Annotated in this window: 19 protein-coding genes and 1 pseudogene; 9 read left to right on the plus strand and 11 right to left on the minus strand. The window is 72.0% G+C overall.

The features are described 5' to 3' along the window. The first annotated feature begins 155 nt into the window (after positions 1–155). Positions 156–830 (plus strand): class III extradiol ring-cleavage dioxygenase family protein, encoded by a 675-nt coding sequence (locus tag AW274_RS34980; protein WP_062442068.1) that lies wholly within the window; start codon positions 156–158, stop codon positions 828–830. On the opposite strand, the gene AW274_RS34985 is transcribed toward AW274_RS34980, so the two are convergent. Beyond that, the gene (locus tag AW274_RS34985; RefSeq protein ID WP_062442071.1) at positions 790–1,707 is read right to left on the minus strand and encodes a ribonuclease Z; all 918 of its coding nucleotides are present in this window, start codon (positions 1,705–1,707) and stop codon (positions 790–792) included. The genes AW274_RS34980 and AW274_RS34985 overlap by 41 nt on opposite strands. Before the next feature lie 54 nt (positions 1,708–1,761). Here AW274_RS34985 and AW274_RS34990 point away from each other — a divergent pair, with 54 nt between their 5' ends. Beyond that, a complete protein-coding gene (locus tag AW274_RS34990) occupies positions 1,762–2,274 on the plus strand; it encodes a methylated-DNA--[protein]-cysteine S-methyltransferase (RefSeq protein ID WP_232320633.1) in 513 nt (170 codons plus the stop codon). Between the two features lie 64 nt (positions 2,275–2,338). On the opposite strand, the gene AW274_RS34995 is transcribed toward AW274_RS34990, so the two are convergent. Both AW274_RS34995 and AW274_RS35000 read right to left on the minus strand, forming a co-directional pair. Then, positions 2,339–2,599 carry an antitoxin gene (locus AW274_RS34995; protein ID WP_062442076.1) on the minus strand — a complete coding sequence of 87 codons (261 nt, stop codon included), beginning with the start codon at positions 2,597–2,599 and terminating at the stop codon, positions 2,339–2,341. Between the two features lie 11 nt (positions 2,600–2,610). Next, positions 2,611–2,838 (minus strand): antitoxin, encoded by a 228-nt coding sequence (locus tag AW274_RS35000; protein WP_232320634.1) that lies wholly within the window; start codon positions 2,836–2,838, stop codon positions 2,611–2,613. A gap of 40 nt (positions 2,839–2,878) precedes the next feature. On the opposite strand from AW274_RS35000, the gene miaA reads away from it, so the two are divergent. The 6 genes from miaA to AW274_RS35030 all read left to right on the plus strand — a co-directional run bounded on the left by miaA (position 2,879) and on the right by AW274_RS35030 (position 9,402). Continuing rightward, positions 2,879–3,784 (plus strand): tRNA (adenosine(37)-N6)-dimethylallyltransferase MiaA, encoded by a 906-nt coding sequence (gene miaA, locus AW274_RS35005; RefSeq protein WP_062442080.1) that lies wholly within the window; start codon positions 2,879–2,881, stop codon positions 3,782–3,784. Continuing rightward, positions 3,772–4,578, plus strand: coding sequence for a diaminopimelate epimerase (gene dapF, locus AW274_RS35010; RefSeq protein ID WP_062442084.1), 807 nt, complete (start codon positions 3,772–3,774; stop codon positions 4,576–4,578). Before miaA ends, dapF begins: the two co-directional genes overlap by 13 nt. An 89-nt stretch (positions 4,579–4,667) precedes the next feature. Then, positions 4,668–5,402, plus strand: coding sequence for an SCO6745 family protein (locus AW274_RS35015; RefSeq protein WP_062442089.1), 735 nt, complete (start codon positions 4,668–4,670; stop codon positions 5,400–5,402). A gap of 58 nt (positions 5,403–5,460) precedes the next feature. Next, positions 5,461–7,746 (plus strand): hypothetical protein, encoded by a 2,286-nt coding sequence (locus AW274_RS35020; protein ID WP_062442093.1) that lies wholly within the window; start codon positions 5,461–5,463, stop codon positions 7,744–7,746. A gap of 25 nt (positions 7,747–7,771) precedes the next feature. After that, on the plus strand, positions 7,772–8,533 hold the full coding sequence (locus AW274_RS35025) for an SDR family NAD(P)-dependent oxidoreductase (protein ID WP_232320635.1): 762 nt from the start codon (positions 7,772–7,774) through the stop codon (positions 8,531–8,533). A 128-nt stretch (positions 8,534–8,661) separates the two neighbouring features. Continuing rightward, positions 8,662–9,402, plus strand: a complete 741-nt coding sequence (locus AW274_RS35030; RefSeq protein WP_232320636.1) for an HNH endonuclease family protein — start codon at positions 8,662–8,664, stop codon at positions 9,400–9,402. On the opposite strand, the gene AW274_RS35035 is transcribed toward AW274_RS35030, so the two are convergent. From AW274_RS35035 to aceB, 6 genes are read right to left on the minus strand one after another with little or no spacing between them, the layout of a single operon-like run. Further along, complete coding sequence (locus AW274_RS35035; RefSeq protein ID WP_062442102.1) at positions 9,403–9,615, minus strand: DUF2277 family protein; 213 nt, start codon at positions 9,613–9,615, stop codon at positions 9,403–9,405. Positions 9,616–9,646: 31 nt separating this feature from the next. Further along, complete coding sequence (locus AW274_RS35040) at positions 9,647–10,390, minus strand: IclR family transcriptional regulator (RefSeq protein ID WP_062442105.1); 744 nt, start codon at positions 10,388–10,390, stop codon at positions 9,647–9,649. Then, positions 10,387–11,613 (minus strand): (Fe-S)-binding protein, encoded by a 1,227-nt coding sequence (locus tag AW274_RS35045; protein WP_062442109.1) that lies wholly within the window; start codon positions 11,611–11,613, stop codon positions 10,387–10,389. Before AW274_RS35045 ends, AW274_RS35040 begins: the two co-directional genes overlap by 4 nt. 1 nt (position 11,614) lies before the next feature. Next, positions 11,615–12,727, minus strand: a complete 1,113-nt coding sequence (locus AW274_RS35050) for an FAD-binding oxidoreductase (RefSeq protein ID WP_062442113.1) — start codon at positions 12,725–12,727, stop codon at positions 11,615–11,617. Beyond that, a complete protein-coding gene (locus tag AW274_RS35055) occupies positions 12,727–14,145 on the minus strand; it encodes an FAD-binding oxidoreductase (protein WP_062442117.1) in 1,419 nt (472 codons plus the stop codon). The genes AW274_RS35050 and AW274_RS35055 overlap by 1 nt, the downstream gene beginning before the upstream one ends. Continuing rightward, complete coding sequence (aceB, locus tag AW274_RS35060) at positions 14,142–15,731, minus strand: malate synthase A (protein WP_062442120.1); 1,590 nt, start codon at positions 15,729–15,731, stop codon at positions 14,142–14,144. The genes AW274_RS35055 and aceB overlap by 4 nt, the downstream gene beginning before the upstream one ends. 139 nt (positions 15,732–15,870) lie before the next feature. Between aceB and AW274_RS35065 the strand changes: the two genes are divergently transcribed. Further along, positions 15,871–16,557: a DUF4097 family beta strand repeat-containing protein gene (locus AW274_RS35065; RefSeq protein ID WP_232320637.1), complete on the plus strand. Its 687-nt coding sequence runs from the start codon at positions 15,871–15,873 to the stop codon at positions 16,555–16,557. Here AW274_RS35065 and AW274_RS35070 read toward each other — a convergent pair. Both AW274_RS35070 and AW274_RS35075 read right to left on the minus strand, forming a co-directional pair. Next, on the minus strand, positions 16,554–17,900 hold the full coding sequence (locus AW274_RS35070; RefSeq protein WP_062442127.1) for an FAD-binding oxidoreductase: 1,347 nt from the start codon (positions 17,898–17,900) through the stop codon (positions 16,554–16,556). The two genes, AW274_RS35065 and AW274_RS35070, sit on opposite strands and share 4 nt — an antisense overlap. Positions 17,901–17,987: 87 nt before the next feature. Beyond that, a pseudogene (locus AW274_RS35075) lies at positions 17,988–18,491 on the minus strand (IS5 family transposase); the annotation flags it as partial.

Genomic DNA, 18,491 nt, shown 5'->3' on the forward strand with positions numbered 1-18,491 from the left:
GCTCGTCGGTGGGTATCAGGCGGAGACGGCAGACCGGAGCGGCCAGGCGGGAACGGGCCGATTTCGATTCGCCGGGTCGGCCTTGGCTCCTCTGGAGCCGGGCGGGCTCGCTCGCGGGGGACGTTGGACTGATCAGCGGTGGATACGCTGAGGCGGTGCTCGTCGCCGCTGCCGTGTGCCCGAATCCACCGCTGATCGTTCCCTCCCTCGCCGGGGAGGCCGCGGGGGAGCTCGACGACCTCAGGGCCGCCTGCGCGCAGGCCGTCGCCGTGCTCCTGTCCGCCGCGCCCGACCTCGTCGCGGTCGTCGGCGGAGACGACGCCGCGTGCGTCTACCCGCCTGCCGCCGCCGGGACGTTGCGGCCCTGGGGTGGTGACGTGACCGTCGGGAGCGGGACGCCGGTGCTGCCGCTGTCGCTCACGATCGGGCGGTGGTTGCTGGCCGCCTCCGAGGTGCCGCTCCACCTCGAAACGCTCCGGTACGACACCCCGCCCGCCGACTGCAAGGCCATCGGCGACCGGGTGGGCGGGCTGGCCGGGCGGGTGGCGTTGCTGGTCATGGGCGACGGCTCGGCCCGGCTGACCGAGAAGTCGCCCGGTTACCTGCACCCCGGCGCGGCGGCCTACGCCGAACGTATGGAGGCGGCCCTGCTCGACGGCCGCGCCGCCGCGCTCGACCCCGCCGAGGCGGCCGAGATGTGGGCGGCCGGGCGGGCGGCCTTCCAGACCCTGCCTGGCTGGCCCCTGGCCTCGCTCTACTCGGGCGCGCCCTACGGCGTGGCCTACTACGTCACGGCCGCGAGCCGCGTTTCGGCACCGGCACCCGCATGAGGTCGCGGGCGACCACGATGTCGCCCGAATAGGCCTTCGCGGCCTCCTCGGCGAAGCGGCGCTCGTCGTCGTGGCCGTAGCGTTCGGAGAAGTGGGTCAGCACCAGCTTCCGCACGCCCGCGTCGGCGGCGACCTGCCCGGCCTGGGCGGCGGTGAGGTGGCCGTAGTCGTGGGCCAGCGTCGACTCGGGCGTCAGGAACGTCGACTCGACGACCAGCAGGTCGACGCCGTCGGCCAGTTCGTGCACGTTGTCGCACAACCGGGTGTCCATGACGAACGCCATGCTCTGGCCCCTGCGAGGTTCGCTGACCTGCTCCAGGGTGACCTCGCCGAGGCGGCCCTCCCGCTGGAGTTCGCCCACCTGGGCGCCGCTGACGCCGTACCGGGCGAGTTCGGCGGGGATCATCCGGCGGCCCGACGGCTCGTCGAGCCGGTAGCCGTAGGCGTCGACCGGGTGCGACAGCGGGCGCGCGGTCAGCGTGAGCCCGCCGGAGGGCAGCGTCACGACCTCGCCCTCGACCGGGCACGGCGTGACGACCGAGGTGTCGGCGAAGGCGGTGGCGTGCCGGAGCCGCTGCCAGTAGTCCTCGCCACTGGCCGGGTAGACGGCCCGCACCTCGTGGGGCACCCCGTCGCGGGCGATGCGCTGGATCACGCCGGGCAGGCCCAGGCAGTGGTCGCCGTGGAAGTGGGTGACGCAGATCGTGGTGACGTCGTGGGCGCTGACCCCGGCCAGCCGCATCTGCCGCTGGGTGCCCTCGCCGGGGTCGAAGAGGAAGCCCTGGTCGTCCCAGCGCAGGAAGTAGCCGTTGTGGTTGCGCGACCGCGTCGGCACCGCACTCGACGTGCCGAGGACGATCAGCTCACGGTTGGACATCGCCTCATGGTAGGAGGTCCGGTTCGGTCCGTGGCGGGGGCTATGGTCGGGTGGATGGGGCTGGTTTTCGTGTCGGTGCCGACCGACGTCGGGCATGTCGTGGCGGCCGTGACCGGCGACGGGGTGGTCGCCACCTCGTTCGAGGGCGATCCGGAGTTCCGCGAGCGGGTCCGGGAGCGGATGCGGCCGTTCCCCGACGACGCGGGCGAGCCCGAGACCGAGGAGGTCGGGCGTCAGCTCGCGGCCTACTTCGCGGGGGAGCTGACGGAGTTCACCGTGCCGATCGACTGGCGGCTGATGTCCACGACGCAGCGCAGGGTGCTGGGCCTGCTGTTCGAGACCGTGCCCTACGGCCGGGCCGTCACCTACGGCGATCTGGCGCGCGAGACCGGCATCCCGGCCCGCGCCATCGGGTCGATCATGGGGAGCAACCCGATCCCGATCATCGTGCCGTGCCACCGCGTGGTGGCGAGCGACGGCCTGGGCGGGTTCTCCGGCGGGACCGGCGTCGAGTCGAAGCGCCGGCTGCTGACCATGGAGGGCCACCTGCCGCCGACGCTGTTCTGACCTGCTTGCGAACCACCCGGGCGCCCGCCCCTTCGACTGCGAGAGGCGGGCGGGGCGGAGGAGGCTAGTCCTGCTTGCCGTCGATCTTGTCGGCGGCGTTCCTGGCCGAGCCCGCGGTGCGGTTGATCTGGTCGCGGTACTTGCCCTTGGTCATCTCGTCGGCCTTGCGCGCGGCGGAGTCGATGCCGTTCTTCACGGAATCCTCCACTCTGTCGCGGAAGCCGTCCTGCTCGGTTCCGGGCATGCGCTGGGGTCGAGGAGTCGTCGGGGCGGACTGGGTGTGATGTCCGCCGAACATGTCCTTGACCTTGTCGAAGAACGACATCAGAGTTCCCCCTACTGCTTGCCGTCGATCTTGTCGGCCGCTTCCTTGGCCTTGTCGGCGGCCTTGTCGATCTTGTCGTCGTGGCGGCCGCCGGTCTTGTGGCGGGCGGCCTCGGAGACCTTGTCGACGCCCTTCTTGGCGGCGTCTTCCACCTTGTCGGAGTGTTCGCCGAGCTTGTCCTTGGCCTTGTCGAACATGGACATGTCGTATCCCCCGATCGTGACGCCGTCGGGCGCCACTCGTCCCATTCTTACCCGGGGGCTTGGGACACTGGATGGCGTGGGGCAGCTACCAGTCATCGCCGTCGTGGGGCCCACGGCGGCCGGAAAGTCCGACCTGGCCGTGGAATTGGCGATCCGTCTCGGGGGCGAGGCGGTGAACGCCGACTCCATGCAGCTTTACCGAGGAATGGATATCGGTACGGCCAAGTTGACCATCCCCGAACGAAAAGGTGTCACCCACCATTTGTTCGACATCTGGGGCGTCGAACAGACGGCGAGCGTGGCCGAATACCAGCGGCTCGCCCGTCCCCTGATCGACGGACTGCTGGTCAGAGGGGTCACCCCGGTGATCGTCGGGGGTTCGGGCCTGTACGTCCGGGCGATCCTCGACGACCTGGAGTTCCCCGGCACCGACAGCACGATCAGGGCCCGGCTCGAGGCCGAACTCGCCGAGAAGGGCGTCGCGCCCCTCTACGCGCGGCTCCAGGTCGAAGACCCGGTGGCCGCCGCCGCGATCCTGCCCAGCAACGGGCGCCGGGTGGTGCGCGCCCTGGAGGTCATCGAACTGTCGGGGCGGCCGTTCTCGGCCACCATGCCGTCCTACGAGTCGGTCTACCAGTCCGTCCAGATCGGGCTGAGCATCCCCCGTCCGGTGCTCGACGAGCGGATCGAGCTCCGGGTTCACCGCATGTGGGCGGCCGGTTTCGTGGAAGAGACGCGGAAACTGCACGAGGCCGGCCTGGGCCCGACCGCGTCGCGGGCGCTCGGATACGCCCAGGTGATCAAATACCTCGACGGCGACTGGACCGAGGAGCAGGCCGTCGACGAGACGGTCCGGGCCACGCGGCGCTTCGCGCGCCGTCAGGAGTCGTGGTTCCGCCGCGATCCGCGGGTGGTCTGGTTGCCCCACGACGCCCCGGACCTGCCTGCTCAAGCGATTAGAGTTGTCTCATGCGCTTCGTGAAGGGTCATGGGACCGAGAACGATTTCGTCCTGCTTCCCGACCCCGAGGGGCGTCTCGACCTCCCCGCTCCGCTCGTGGCCCAGATCTGCGACCGCCGGGCCGGAATCGGCGGCGACGGCGTCCTCCACGTGGTCCCGACCAAGCTGGTCCCCGAGGTGGAGTCCCAGGCCCCCGAGGCCGAGTGGTTCATGGACTACCGCAACGCCGACGGCAGCCTGGCCGAGATGTGCGGCAACGGCGTGCGCGTGTTCGCCCGCTACCTGGTCGAGGCCGGTCTGGCCGAGCCGGGCGAGTTCGGCGTGGCGACCCGGGCCGGGGTCCGGCGGGTCCGCCTGGGCGCTTCCGGCGACGTGCGGGTCGACATGGGCCGCCCGGTCGTCTCGGGCGAGAGCCGGACCGTCCTGAACGGCCGCGAATACCGGGGCCTGAAGGTCAGCGTCGGCAACCCCCACCTGGCCTGCGTGATCACCGATCCGGTGACCGAGCTCGACCTGTCGGCCCAGCCGTCCTTCGACCGCCACGACTTCCCCGACGGCGTCAACATCGAGCTGATCAACCCGATCGGCGACCACTCGGTCTCGATGCGCGTCTACGAACGCGGCTCCGGCGAGACCCGCTCCTGCGGCACCGGCGCGGTGGCCACGGCGGTGGCGGCGGCCCACGCGGCGGGGGAGAACGAAGGCGTCTGGTCCGTACGCGTGCTCGGCGGCACCCTGACGATCACCCTCGACGGGCGGACCAGCTATCTGGCGGGCCCGGCCGACCTGGTCGCCGACGGCGACTACCGCGGCTGAGGGGCGCAATCCCCACCTGATCACTGGGTTGCCGAATATTGTTCTGTCTCCCATCCTGGGTGCGCTGTGCAGACCCAGGAGGCGGACACATGTACAAGAAGGCGATCGGGGCGCTCGGGGGCCGGTTCATGATCTCCCGCGAGGTCAAGGCCCTCTGCGACGAGCACGGGCTCGGCCGGTGGGAGATGTACTTCCGGGGCCGCTGCGGCGTCCTCGGCGAGGTCCACCCCGACGTGGTGCTCGCCGCCGCGCCGTTCTTCGAGCCCGGGTTCGTGCGCGCCACGTGGGAGAACGGGCGGTCGCTGCCGGCCGAGAAGGCCGCGGCGCTGTTCGCCGGCGCGTGCGCCGACTGGGGCCGCCGCAACCTCGGCTTCGACGGCGCCGGACGGCTCGCCGACCTCCTCACCAAGGCCACCTCGTCGGCGTCTGCGGCCGCCGCGCCGCTGTTCGCGGGCTGGCGCGCGCTGCCCCTCCCCGACGACGACCCGGGCCGGGCCGCCCACGCCCTCCAGGTGGCGCGGGAACACCGCGGCGGCATGCACGCCGTCGCGGTCGCCGCCGCGCGGCTCGACCTCCTCATGGCGACCATCGTCGGCAGCGACGAGTCGGGCGCGCCGCTCAGCTACCGGAGCACTGCCGAGGTCGCCAGGTTTCTGTCGTGGCCGGAGCCCTATCCCGTACCCGCCGACGACGACCTGGCGAAGCGCGCGCACGCCGAGGAACTCACCGACGCGCTGGTCGCGCCCGCATACGAGGTGCTCACCGACGGCGAGGCGGCCGAGCTCGGCGAACTGCTGCGCGCGGCACAGGCCAACGTGAATTAGTGCGCAGAGCCGTGCGGACGTTTGGGGCAGCCCTGCTGACCTGGCAGACTGGCTGCCCATGGACGTGGACATCTGGTCGTGGGTCGGCGGCACCCAGCGGCAACTGCACGAAGCGGGAAATGTCGGGCTGGCGATGGCGCTGGGCGACGTTCCGGCGCAGGCCCTCGAAGGCCGCTACGGCCAGCTCGACGTCGTGGCCCCGGCGATCGCGCAGCAGGCCGAGGGCATGGAGCAGCCCTGGCTCGAACTGTTCGCCCGTTACTGGCACCTGATCGGCCGCGTCGGCGACCGCGCGAACGGCTCCGTGGCCATCGACGACGCGCGCGAGCTGGTCAGCTTCGCCGCCCGCAGTGACGTCGCCGACTGCCCGGCGGCCCCCGGCGCCGTCGAGGTGCTGGCGATGGCCCAGGCCAACACCGACGGGCCCGGCTACGCCGACGAGCGGCTCGGCTCGCTCGGTCGTGCGTTGCAGACCGTGGGGCCCGACTCGCTCGCCTTCTCGGGGCTCACCACCCAATACGTGCTCGCGCTGCTCGACGCCGGCAAGCAGGCCGAGGCCGTCGCCTACGCCGAGGCCGCCGTCGAGCGGCTGCGCGGCGCCGGCCGCGAGGCCTCCTGGGAGCTCGCCGCCATGTCGGCGCGGGCCCTGCTGGCCACCGGCCGCGCGCAGGACGCGCTCAACGCGCTCCAGGCGGCCGGCGGCTTCAAGCCCGACGACCCGGTGGCCAAGGCCCGCCGCGAGGGCATCCTGCACTCGCGCATCCTCGTCGAGCTCGGCGAGGTCCAGCACGCCGTCGAGTCGCTGCCCGACCTCGACGTCGTCGGCGAGCACCCTCGTGACTGGGTCGAGTGGGCGCAGGTCGTCCACCGGCTGTCGGAGCAGGACGCCATCCAGAACTCCTGGCAGCTCGGCCGGATCGTCCGGCAGTGGATGAGCTACTTCGAGACCATGGGCTCTCCGCGCGCCCGCGTCGACCTGGCGTTCACCGGCGCCCGGCTGGCGCTGCGGCGGCAGGGCGTCTGGCAGGCCCGGTTGCTCGCCGACCTGGCCGAGGCCGCCTCGCGCGAGCTGAAGTCGGCCGAGGGCGTCGCCGAGCGCATCGCCGCGCTGCGCGCCGAGTGCGACGCCGCCGTCGAGCTGCCCGCGCCCGGCCCCGAGGGCGAACTGGTCGCCTACTTCGACGCCGCCGACGGCCGCACCGCCGACCCCGAGCGCTGGGTCGGCTGGCTCTGGCCGCTGTCGGGCAAAGACCTCGAGGCGACCCGCCGCCACACCACCACGCTCGGCTTCCTGGGCTACGCGCCCACCGGCGCCGACGTCTACTGGCAGATGGCGGCCGTGCAGGGCGACCCGGCGAAGGCCGACGTCGAAGACATCGCCTACCTGACCGGCCTCCTCATCGAGGCGGGGCAGGACGAACGCGTCCACGACCTCGCGGCCCGCCTCAAGGCGCCCGCCTCCCACCTGGCGCTGGCCCGGCTCCACCGGGCGCGCGAGCGCTGGGAGGAGACCGCCGACGAGGCCGAGAAGGCCGCCAAGGGCGGCGCCGGCCTCGAGTCGCTGCGCCTGTGGTCGGGCGCGGTGCAGCAGCTCGGCGACAACGTCCGCGCGGCCGAGATCCTCCGCCCGATCATCGACGGCGACGTCGAGGGCGAGGAGGAGGACATCTGGCGCGTCATCGTGCTGGCCACGGCCGCCGAAGACTGGGTGACCGTGCGCAAGGGCGCCGACCGGCTCGGCATGCCGATCCAGTCGACCGAGGGCCCGATCGAAGAGGAGTGGCACCTCATCCGCGCCATCCTCCCGGCGCCCGACGGCAGCCAGCGTGAGGTCCTCGCGGTCCGCACCGGCCCCGCCACCGCCCGGCTGGCGATCCCGCAGCCGCGCGGCATGGAGTACAACGCCGGCGACATCGTCGTCATCGACCCCCGCCCGCTCGAGCCGGTGCCCGAGTCGGAGGAGGAGAAGGAGAACTTCGTCATCCCGTTCGCCGGGGTCACGATGCTCCGTCCCGGCGGCTACACCAGCTGGTTCTTCGACGGCGCGGCGCCGACCGACGAGGAGTGGTCGGAGTTCGACGAGCTGATGGCCGAGCGCGGCTGGCCGATGTGGGTCTACTCCGACAAGAACTACACGGTCACCCACCCCGGCACCGGCGAGCAGCTCCCGGGCGTGTTCGGCTGGATCGCGATCCCGCCGGACGCCGGAGCGACCGAGCTCGACGCCGTGCTCGACGACGTGACCGAGACGTGGGTCCACCCGCTGGCCTGGCTCGACCTGGCCCGCGAGGTCGGCGTCGAGGCCGAGCGCCACGAGCACATCGTGAAGGAGTACGGCCTCTAGAACGTGGCTCGATATCGTGGCGGCCGTGATTCTCGAACGTTTTCGTCTTGACGGGAAAGTCGCGGTCGTCACGGGAGCCTCGTCGGGCCTGGGCGTCGCCTTCGCCCGCGGCCTCGCCGAGGCCGGAGCCGACGTCGCCATCGGCGCGCGCCGCGCCGACCGGCTGGAGGAGACCCGGCGGCTGGTCGAGGAGACCGGCCGCCGCTGCGTCGCCGTGGCCACCGACGTCACCTCACCCGACGACTGCGCGGCGCTGGTCGCCGCCGCGGTCGCCGAACTGGGCGGGGTCGACATCCTGATCAACAACGCGGGCCTCGGCACCGCCGTGCCCGCGATCAGGGAACCGGCCGAGGAGTTCCGCGCGGTCGTCGACGTCAACCTGCACGGGTCGTTCCTGATGGCCCAGGCGTGCGCCCGGGTGATGAAGCCCGGCTCCTCGATCGTGAACATCGGCAGCATCCTGGGCGAGACGACCGGTGGCCTGCCGCAGGCGGCCTACTCGGCCTCCAAGGCCGCCCTGACCGGCCTCACCCGCGACCTGGCCCAGCAGTGGACGGGCCGCAAGGGCATCCGCGTCAACTGCCTCGAACCGGGCTTCTTCGCCTCGGAGATGACGGCCCAGTACCCCGAGGGCTACCTCGACAAGCTGCTCCACCTCCGGGTGCCCGCTGGACGGGTGGGCGAGGCGGAGGAACTGGTCTGCGCGGCCATCTTCCTGGCCTCGGACGCGGGGTCGTACGTGACCGGCGCCGTTCTGCCCGTGGACGGCGGAACCCTGATCACCTGACCGCGAGCCGGACGCCGTCGTGCGAGGGCCATCTCTGTCGATCAAACGCGGGCCGTCGACCTCTTAAAGCCCGAAATTTGGGCATTTGCTATACCTGGGCTGGCGATTTCTTGACCTGGGGGTGGGCGGTGCTGCGCAGAGTGGGCGCCGGGTTCGTGCTGGCGGGGTTACTCGTGTCGGGGTGCGGGGCGATCGAGGCGGCCGCGCCGCCCGGGGATTCGGCGGGCGGGGGGTCGTCGTCCGGGACCAATCCGCTCGACAACCCCGAGGGCACCAAGCCCGGCCTGTCGGCCATCACGTCGAAGGCCGACCTCAAGGAGGCCCGGGAGCTCATCGAGAAGGTCGACACCAAGGGGCGCGGGCCGAAGACCGGCTACGACCGGGACGACTTCGGCTACGCCTGGGCCGACAACGCCGACGGCATCCCGCTCGCCCGCAACGGCTGCGACACCCGCAACGACCTGCTCCAGCGCGACGGCGAGGACGTCGAGTTCCGCAGCGGATCGGACTGCGTGGTGGTGTCGATGACGCTTGACGACCCGTACACGGGAAAGACCATCGACTGGCGCAAGGAGGACGCGGCCGAGGTGCAGATCGACCACGTCATCCCGCTGTCGTACAGCTGGCAGATGGGGTCGTCGCGGTGGAGCGAGGCCGAGCGCAAGCGGCTGGCGAACGATCCGCTCAACCTGCTGCCGGTCGACGGGTCGACGAACGGGTCGAAGAGCGACTCGGGGCCGGCGTCGTGGTTGCCGCCGGTGCGCAAGATCCGGTGCTCCTACGTCGTCAGGTTCGCCCAGGTGGCGCTCAAGTACGACCTGCCGGTCACCACGGCCGACAAGGACATCATGCTGACCCAGTGCGCCTGATCACTTCGCGCCCCGGACCTCCAGCGCGGCCAGCAGCTTGGCGCTCGCGGCGGTGATCTCGGCGACCGCGTCGTTGAAGGCCGCCGCGTTGTGGGCGGCCGGGGCGCGGAAGCCGCTGATCTTGCGGACGTACTGGAGCGCCGCCGCCTCGACGTCGTTGTCGGTCACGTCTTCGGTGAAGGGCGGGCGCAGGGTCTTGATGCTTCGGCACATGCCCTCAACCTAGCTCCGCCCCCCGACATCCTCACCCGGGCCGCGCGCCGAAGACCTCCGCGCCGAAGTCGTCGGCGATCTCGCGCAGGCCCCGGGCCAGGTCGTCGCGGTCGAGGGCGGAGATGCGCTCGGCGGGGCCCGACACCGACATGGCGGCCACCACGCGGGCGCCGTCGGCGACCGGCACGGCGAGGCAGTGCACGCCCGACTCCTCCTCGCCGAGGTCCATCGCGTATCCCCGGGCGGCCACGGCCGACAACTCGGTCATCATGGCCCCGACGGTGGTGATGGTCTGCTCGGTGCGCCGGGGGAGGCCGGTGCGTTCGAAGACCGCCGCCGCGTTGGGGTGGTCGGCCAGCAGGACCTTGCCGACGGCGGTGCTGTGGGGCAGCACCCGGCGGCCCACCTCGGCGAACATGCGCAGCCGCCGGGGGGAGGGGACCTGGGCGACGTACACCACGAAGTCGCCTTCGAGCACGGCCATGTTGGCCGTCTCTCCCGACAGTTCCACCATCTTCGTCAGGTAGGGCTCGGCCCACGAGCCCACCAGCCGTTCGGCCGCGCCGCCGATGCGCACGAGCGCCCCGCCGAGCGCGTATCGCCGGTCGGACTCCTGGCGGACGTACCCGCGCAGGAGGAGGGTCTGGAGCAGGCGGTGGATGGTGCCGTAGGGGAGGCCCGTCCGGGCCGCGATCTCCGACAGGCCCGCCTCGCCGCCGTGGTCGGCCAGGGCTTCGAGCACGTCGAGCGCGCGCTCGACCGACTGGACGCTCACCGCACCGTCCCCAGCCCCCGCAGGGAGGCGTCGAGGACCTGGGCGGTGTGCGCGACGGGGATGGGCGGGCGGCCGAGCCGCCGCATGGCGGTGGTGATCTGCATGGTGCACCCGGGATTGGCGGAGACGAGCAGGTCGGCGCCGGTCTCCTCGACCCGCGCCGCCTTGCGTTCGCCCAGCTCGCGGGCGGGTTCGGGCTGGAAGAGGTTGTACGTCCCGGCCGAGCCGCAGCAGATGGCCGACTCGGGGATCTCGCGCACCTTCAGGTCGGGGATCTGGCCGAGCAGCTCACGCGGCTGCGCGCGCACCCCCTGGGCGTGGGCGAGGTGACAGGCGTCGTGGTAGGCGACGGTCATCGGCAGCGGGTGGCGGTCGGCGACCGGGCCGAGCTCGACCAGGTATTCGGCCAGGTCGCGCACCTTCAGCCGCAGGGCGCGTTCGTGCCAGTCGGGGTCGTCGGCCAGCACGTCGGCGTAGTCCTTCATCGACGACCCGCATCCGGCGGCGTTCACCACGACGGTGTCGACCCCGGCCTTCTCGAAGGTCGCGATGGTCTTCTTGGCGAACGCGCGGGCGTCGTACCCCGAATGCAGGGAGAGCGCGCCGCAGCACCCCTGGCCCCGGGGGATGACCACGTCGCAACCTTCGAGGGCGAGCACCCGGGCGGTCGCCCGGTTCACGTCGGGGAAGAACGCCCCCTGCACGCACCCCGTCAGCAGCCCCACGCGGGCCCGCCGCCGCCCCCGCGCCCGCACGAGGGCGGGCAGCGGCCGGGTGCGCGACCGGGGCGGGGTCAGCTCGGCCAGCGCCCCGAGGGTCGGGTGCACCCGTTCCAGGAACGGCTGCAGCCGCCGGTTGAGCCGGGTGAACGGCTTGATCAGCCGGAGCCGCCGAGGATAGGGGAACAGGGCGAACACCAGCGCCCTGACCGCCCGGTCGCGCGGCGCGCGGGTGTGCTCCCGCTCGACGACCGGGCGGGTGTGCTCGATGAGCCGGTCGTACTGGACCCCCGAAGGGCACGCCGTCACGCACGCCATGCAGCCCAGGCAGGCGTCGAAGTGGCCGGCCATCTCGGGCGACATCGCGACGCCCTCGTTGTGCTGGGCCATCAGGTGGATGCGGCCGCGCGGGGAGTCCATCTCCTCGCCCCACAACACGTACGTCGGGCACGTCGGCAGGCAGAAGCCGCAGTGCACGCAGTCTTTGATCAGCTCTGGGTCCATGTCAGACGCCTCCCGCGAGCCGGCCGGGCGACATGCGCCGCTCGGGGTCGAACCGCTCCTTGACCCGCCGCATCAGCGGCAACGACGGGATCGGGCCCCATCGGTCGCCGGTGAACTCGCCCGCCAGCCCCACCAGGCGGGCGTCGGCGGGCAGCCGCGAGCGCCACGCGTCGAGGTCGGCCGCCCCGGCCGCGAGGTAGACGCCGGTGGCGAGCGAGCCGCGTACCGACACGCCCTCGGGCACGTGGGGCGGCACGTGGCAGCGCAGCGACGCGAGCGGCAGGCCCGGCGGGCGGCCCCACCACGACGGCGCCTCGGCGCGCACCTCGCCGCCGCCGAGCACCTCGCGGGCGGCCTCGGCGCGGTCGCGGGCCGCCGGGCCCTCGAACAGGGCGGCGAGCGTGGTCAGGCCCTCGGCCGGGTGGTCGATCTCGACGGCGCTCGGTTCGAGCTGCGATCGCAGCAGCTCACCGGCGTCCTCCCAGCCCTCGCACTCGAAGGTGAGCCAGCGGCGGTCGGCGGGCAGCGGGTGGAGCCGGAAGGTCGCCTCGGCGATCACGCCCAGGGTGCCGTAGGAGCCGGTGAACAGCTTGCCCAGGTCGTAGCCGGCGACGTTCTTCACGACCTTGCCGCCGGCCCGCGCGATCGTGCCGTCGGAGAGCACGACCGTCACGCCGATCAGCAGGTCGCGGGCGTTGCCGTAGCGGAAGGCGCGCGGGCCCGGCGACGGGGCGGCGAGGGTGCCCCCGATGGTGGCCTCGGGGAAGGGCACGTCGAGCGCCAGCTCCTGCCCGGCCCCGGCCAGCGTCTCGGCCAGCCGGGCCACCGGGATGCCCGCCTGGACGCGGACCACCAGGTCGCCCGCCACGTGTTCGAGCACCTCCCGCATGGCCGACAGGTCGAGCAGCACGTCGAGCCGTTCGGGCGGGTTGGCCCAGCAGAGCTTGGTACGCCCCCCGGCCGGGGTCACGGCCAGGTCGGCGTCGGCGCAGGCCCCGAGCACGACCGAGATCTCCTCGACGCTCTCGGGGAGCGCGACCCAGCGCGGGACCACCCCGCCCACCGCGTCGGCGGGGCCGCCGTCGCGGATCGTCACCCTCGTGTGGCCGAGCATCAGAAGATCTCCCCGGGTGAGCCTTTGCGGACGCGGGGCACCTCGCCGCAGAGCCGCGGGGTCGGGAACACCTTGCCCGGGTTCGACCGGCCGCCGGGGTCGAAGGCGCAGCGCACCCGTTGCATGGTGTCGAGGTCGGCGTCGGTGAACATCCTGGGCATGTAGCGGGCCTTGTCGACGCCCACGCCGTGCTCGCCGGTGATCGAGCCGCCGTGCGTGATGCACAGGTCGAGGATCCGGCCGCTGACCACCTCGGCGCGCTCGCCCTCGCCGGGCGCGGCGTCGTCGAAGAGCACCAGCGGGTGGAGGTTGCCGTCGCCGGCGTGGAAGACGTTGGCGACCCGGATGCCGAACTCCTCCTGGAGCGCGTCGATCCCGGCCAGCACCTCGCCGAGGCAGGTCCGGGGGACCACCCCGTCTTGGACGATGTAGGCGGGGCTGATCCGGCCGACGGCGGCGAAGGCCGACTTGCGGCCCTTCCAGATCTTGGCCCGCTCGTCGGCCGAGGCGGCCACCCGCTGCTCGAAGGAGCCCGTCGCCACGCAGATGGCGATCACCTCGGCCAGCTGGGCCTCGACCTCGGACGCGGGCCCGTCGAGCTCGACGATCAGCACCGCGCCGGCGTCGGCCGGGTAGCCGCAGGCCACGGCCGCCTCCGCGGCCTCGATGGCGAGGGCGTCCATCATCTCGATCGCGGCCGGCACGATGCCCGCGGCGATGATCGACGTCACCGCCTGGCCGCCGGCCTCGATGCCCTCGAAGGCGGCCAGCAGGGTCGTCACCGCCTCGGGCGCGCGCATCAGCCGGACCGTGATCTTGGTGGCGATGCCGAGCGTGCCCTCCGACCCGACGAACGCGCCGAGCAGGTCGTAGCCGAAGTCGTCCTCGGAGATCTCGATGACGTCGCCGTCGGGGGTGACGATCTCCAGTGCTTGTACGTGGTTCACGGTGAACCCGTACTTGAGGCAGTGGGCCCCGCCGGAGTTCTCGGCCACGTTGCCGCCGATCGAGCAGATCTGCTGGCTCGACGGGTCGGGCGCGTAGTAGTAGCCCCGGTCGCGGACCGCCTCGGTGATCGCCAGGTTGGTGACCCCGGGCTCCACGACGGCCTGCCGCCGGTCGAGGTCGACCGACAGGATGCGCCGCATCCGCGAGGTCACGATGAGCACCCCGTCGGAGCGCGGCAGCGCCCCGCCCGACAGGCCCGTGCCGGAGCCGCGCGCCACGAACGGCACGCCGAACTCCGCGCAGACCCGCACCGTCGCCGCGACCTCCTCCGCGGTCTCCGGCAGGACCACGACCATGGGAGTCGCACGATGGTAGGTGAGGCCGTCGCACTCGTAGGTGCGCAGCCGGACCGGGTCGGTGATGACCCGGTCAGGCGGAAAGATCGCTTCGAGCCGGTCGAACACCGTCACGGCATCTGAGAATACGCCGGAAGGGTCAAAAACTCGGCGAAGTCATCGTCAAGAGCGACCTCTTTGAACAGCGCGGTGGCCTGGGCGAACAGGGTCTCGTCCCAGATCGGCTCTGTCTTGATCTTGGCGAGCTCCTCGTCGATGATGCGCTCGACCAGCTCCTTGGTGACCACTTCGCGGGTGTCGGCGAGCTCGATGCCGTTGTGGATCCACTGCCAGATCTGCGACCGGGAGATCTCGGCGGTGGCGGCGTCCTCCATCAGGTTGTGGATGGCCACCGCGCCGCTGCCGCCCATCCAGGCCGCCAGGTAGCGCAGCGCGACGTCGACGTTGTTGCGCAGCCCGGCCTCGGTGATCTCGCCCGGGGTCTTGGAGACCGAGAGCAGGTCTTCGGCCGTCACCGAGACGTCCTCGCGCAGCCGGTCGAGCTGGTTCGGCTTCGAGCCGAGCACGCCGTCGAACACCTCGGCGCAGATCGGCACCAGGTCGGGGTGGGCCACCCACGAGCCGTCGAAGCCGTCGCCCGACTCGCGGGTCTTGTCGGCCCGCACCTTCTCCAGCGCGACCGCGTTCACCTCGGGGTCTCTCCGGGACGGGATGAAGGCGGCCATCCCGCCGATGGCATGGGCGCCGCGCTTGTGGCAGGTCCGCACCAGCAGTTCCGTGTACGCCCGCATGAAGGGCGCCGTCATCGTCACCGTGTTGCGTTCGGGGAGCAGGAACTCGCGCCCGCGCGTGCGGAACTTCTTGATCACGCTGAACAGGTAGTCCCACCGGCCGGCGTTGAGACCGGCGGAGTGGTCGCGCAGTTCGTACAGGATCTCCTCCATCTCGAAGGCCGCCGGGTAGGTCTCGATGAGGACCGTGGCCCGGACGGTGCCCAGGGGGAGGCCGAGCGCGTTCTGGGCGGCGACGAAGACGTCGTTCCAGAGGCGGGCCTCCAGGTGGGACTCGATCTTGGGGAGGTAGAAGTAGGGGCCCTTGCCCTTGGCCAGCAGGCGGCGGGCGTTGTGGAAGAAGTAGAGCGCGAAGTCGAACAGCGAGGCCGAGACCGGGCGGCCGTCGACGGTCAGGTGCTTCTCGTCGAGGTGCCAGCCGCGCGGGCGGACCACGATCGTGGCGAGTTCCTCGTCGGGCCGCAGCGTGTAGGACTTGCCGCCGCTCTCGAAGTCGATCTCGCGGTCGAGCGCCGACCGCAGGTTGAGCTGCCCGGTGACGTTGTTCTCCCAGGTGGGGGAGTTGGCGTCCTCGAAGTCGGCCAGCCACACCTTGGCGCCGGAGTTGAGCGCGTTGATGGTCATCTTGCGGTCGACCGGGCCGGTGATCTCGACGCGGCGGTCCTCCAGGCCGAACGCCGGGGGCGCCACCCGCCAGTCGCCGCGCCTGATCTCCTCGGTTTCGGGAAGGAATCCGAGCATGCCCCCCGCCGACAGTTCTGCCTGGCGGGTCTGGCGGGCGGCCAGGAGGTCGCGGCGGCGGTCGTCGAAGGCCCGGTGGAGTTCGGCGACGAAGGCGAGGGCCTCGGGGGTGAGGATCTCGTCGAACCGGTCGGACATCGGGCCGTGGATCTCAACGCCGTTGGTCATCGCCCACTCTTTTCCATGATGTGGAAATCGTCTTCTATCCAATGGAAGATTATCAGAGGGCGTTTTTGAGGGTCCTCTCAGGGAGCCCTGGGGGCCATCCCCGATGGGAGGGCGGGCCCCGGGCTCCCAGACTGAGGGCATGAGAATGAAGAGCATCGCGGCCGCGGGTCTCCTGGCCGGATCCGCACTGGTCCTGACCGCCTGCGGCGATCTCGACCTCGACTTCGGCCCCCGCAGCCAGGCGGTCGAGAAGTACGACGTCACCGACGCCGTCACCGCCCTGCGCATCCAGAGCGGGTCGGGCGACGTCGTCGTCACCGAGTCGGCCAGGAACGGCATCGCGGTGACCGAGACCCTCCACTACCGGGGCGACAAGCCGACCGACGGGCACGAGGTCGGCAACGGCACCCTGACCCTCGCCTACACCTGCGAGGACTGCTCGATCGACTACGACGTCCAGGTGCCCAAGGGCCTGAACGTCAAGGTCGACACCGGGTCGGGCGAGATCACGCTGCGCGCCCTCAGCGGCCCGGTCGACGTCTCGACCGGCTCGGGCGAGGTCGACGCCAGCGACCTGCTGGCCAAGACGTTCGTCGCCGAGGCGGGCTCGGGCAACGTCGAGGCCAAGTTCGGCGCCGCCCCCGACTCGGTCACCATCGAGACCGGATCGGGCGACGGCATCGCGTGGGTGCCCGGCGGCACCTACCACACCACCCTGCACACCGGCTCGGGCGAGCAGACCCTCCAGGTCGCCAACGACCCGGCCGCCCCCAAGAAGATCGTCATCCAGACCGGTTCCGGTGACAGCAAGGTCATGAAGCTCTAACGAACCGGGTGATTCGAGCGGAACGTCCCCAGGGGGTCGCGCCGGGCCTTGATCCGGCGCAGGCGGGCGTACGTCTCGGCGGGGAAGGCCGCCTCGGCCGGTTCGTCGTGGCCGAGGAAGGTGAACGCCTTGCGGCCCGACGTCCAGGGCGCGAGGGCCCGCGCGATCGCGGCCTGACGCTCCCTGATCGGCCCGGCCAGCTCGGGCCAGGGCAGCATGCCCGCCGCGTGGACCTGGTACTCCTCCGTCAGGTGGCCACAGGCGCCCGCGCCGTCGCGGGCCGTCGCGAGGGCGCCGCCGAGGTGGCGGATCATCACGAACGTGAGCGGGGCGACCGTGCCGGGGCCGGTCGCGGCGAGCAGCGTGGCGGCGGCCCGGTCGTCGAATTCGGTCAGCAGGTGGGAGCTGACCAGCGCGGGGGTGGGGTCGGTCGGCTCCATGCAGATCTCCCCGAGCCGGTCGACCGGCATCATGCCCCGGGTGTCCACGATCGCGCCGGGGATGCGGTCGAAGCGGGCCAGCAGCTCCCGCGCCCGCTCCTCGCCGCCCAGGTAGGTCGCGTCGAGACAGACCGCCGACAGGCCGCGCAGCGGTTCGGGCAGTTCGGGGAACGGGGGCAGCTGCAGCAGGCTGAACCACACGGTCAGCTCGTCGGGGGCCGTACGGGTGACCTCCCGGAAGGCCGCCAGCACCTCGGCGGCGCGGGCGGCCGGCCACATGATCCGGCCGCCGAACACCTCGGGGGCGGGGAACAGGCCGATCTCCACGGCGGTGACGATCGCGTAGTCGCCGCCGCCCCCGCGCAGCGCCCAGAACAGGTCCGGGTCGGTCTCGGCGGTCACCCGCCGGTGCTCGCCCTGGGCGTCCACCAGCTCGAACGCCACCACGCTGTCGGCGGCGAAACCGTGCTTCCGGCCGAACCAGCTCAGCCCGCCCCCGAGCACGAACCCGGTCACGCTGACCGCGCCGGTGCTCCCGGCCAGGCCGGTTAGGCCGTGCTTGGCGGCGGCCGTCAGCACCTCCTGCCACGACGCCCCGGCCTCCACCCGGGCCACCCGCTCCTCCGGGCGCACGTGCACCGCCCGCATCCGGGACGTGCGCAGCAGGATCGCCCCCGCGAACCCCGACGACGGCGCGTGCCCGTTGGGCTGGGTGGCGATCGACAGGCCGTACAGGCTCGCGTGCCGGACCACGGCCGCCACGTCGGCGGCGTCCTCGGCCTCCACGACGGCCAGCACCCGCTGGTCGATCGCGCCGTCCCACGGCTCGCGGGCCCGGTCGAACCCCTCGTCGCCGGCGGCCAGCACGCGGCCCCGGATCACCTGCCGCAAGTCGTCGATCATGATTCCTCCTCGTTCGTCTGGGTCGAGGATCGATCGGGCCGTTTGGGGCTTGGTTGTGAAGGAGTTGGAGGGGAGCTCTAAGAGCTCCTAACAAAATGAGTTGAGTCGGCGCCAGCAGATGAGGGCGCACGCCAGTTTGAGGAAGGCTTCGTGGATGTCCGCGCGGGCTTCCCAGCGGATCCGTAATCGCCGGAATGCGTGCAGCAGGGCGAAGGTCTGCTCGACGACCCAGCGGTGTCTGCCCAGGCCGGAGCCGTGCGGGGTGCCGCGGCGGGCGATCAGCGGGCGGATCTGCAGGGCACGGACCAGGCGGCGGTACTTGTCGTGGTCGTAGCCGCGGTCGGCCAGGACGGCATCAGGTCGTTGCCGGGGCCGGCCGCACTTGCCACGGATCTTGGGGATGGCGTGCAGCAAGGGCAGCAGCTGGGTGACGTCGTTGCGGTTCGCGCCGGTCAGGATCACCGCCAGCGGGACGCCGGTGGCGTCGGTGATCAGGTGGTGCTTGCTTCCGGCCCGTCCTCGATCGACCGGGGACGGTCCGGTCTGCGGCCCCCTTTTAACGCTCTGATTTGGGAGGAGTCCACCGCAGCG

The organism is Herbidospora daliensis (assembly GCF_001570585.1).
GTDB lineage: Bacteria > Actinomycetota > Actinomycetes > Streptosporangiales > Streptosporangiaceae > Herbidospora > Herbidospora daliensis.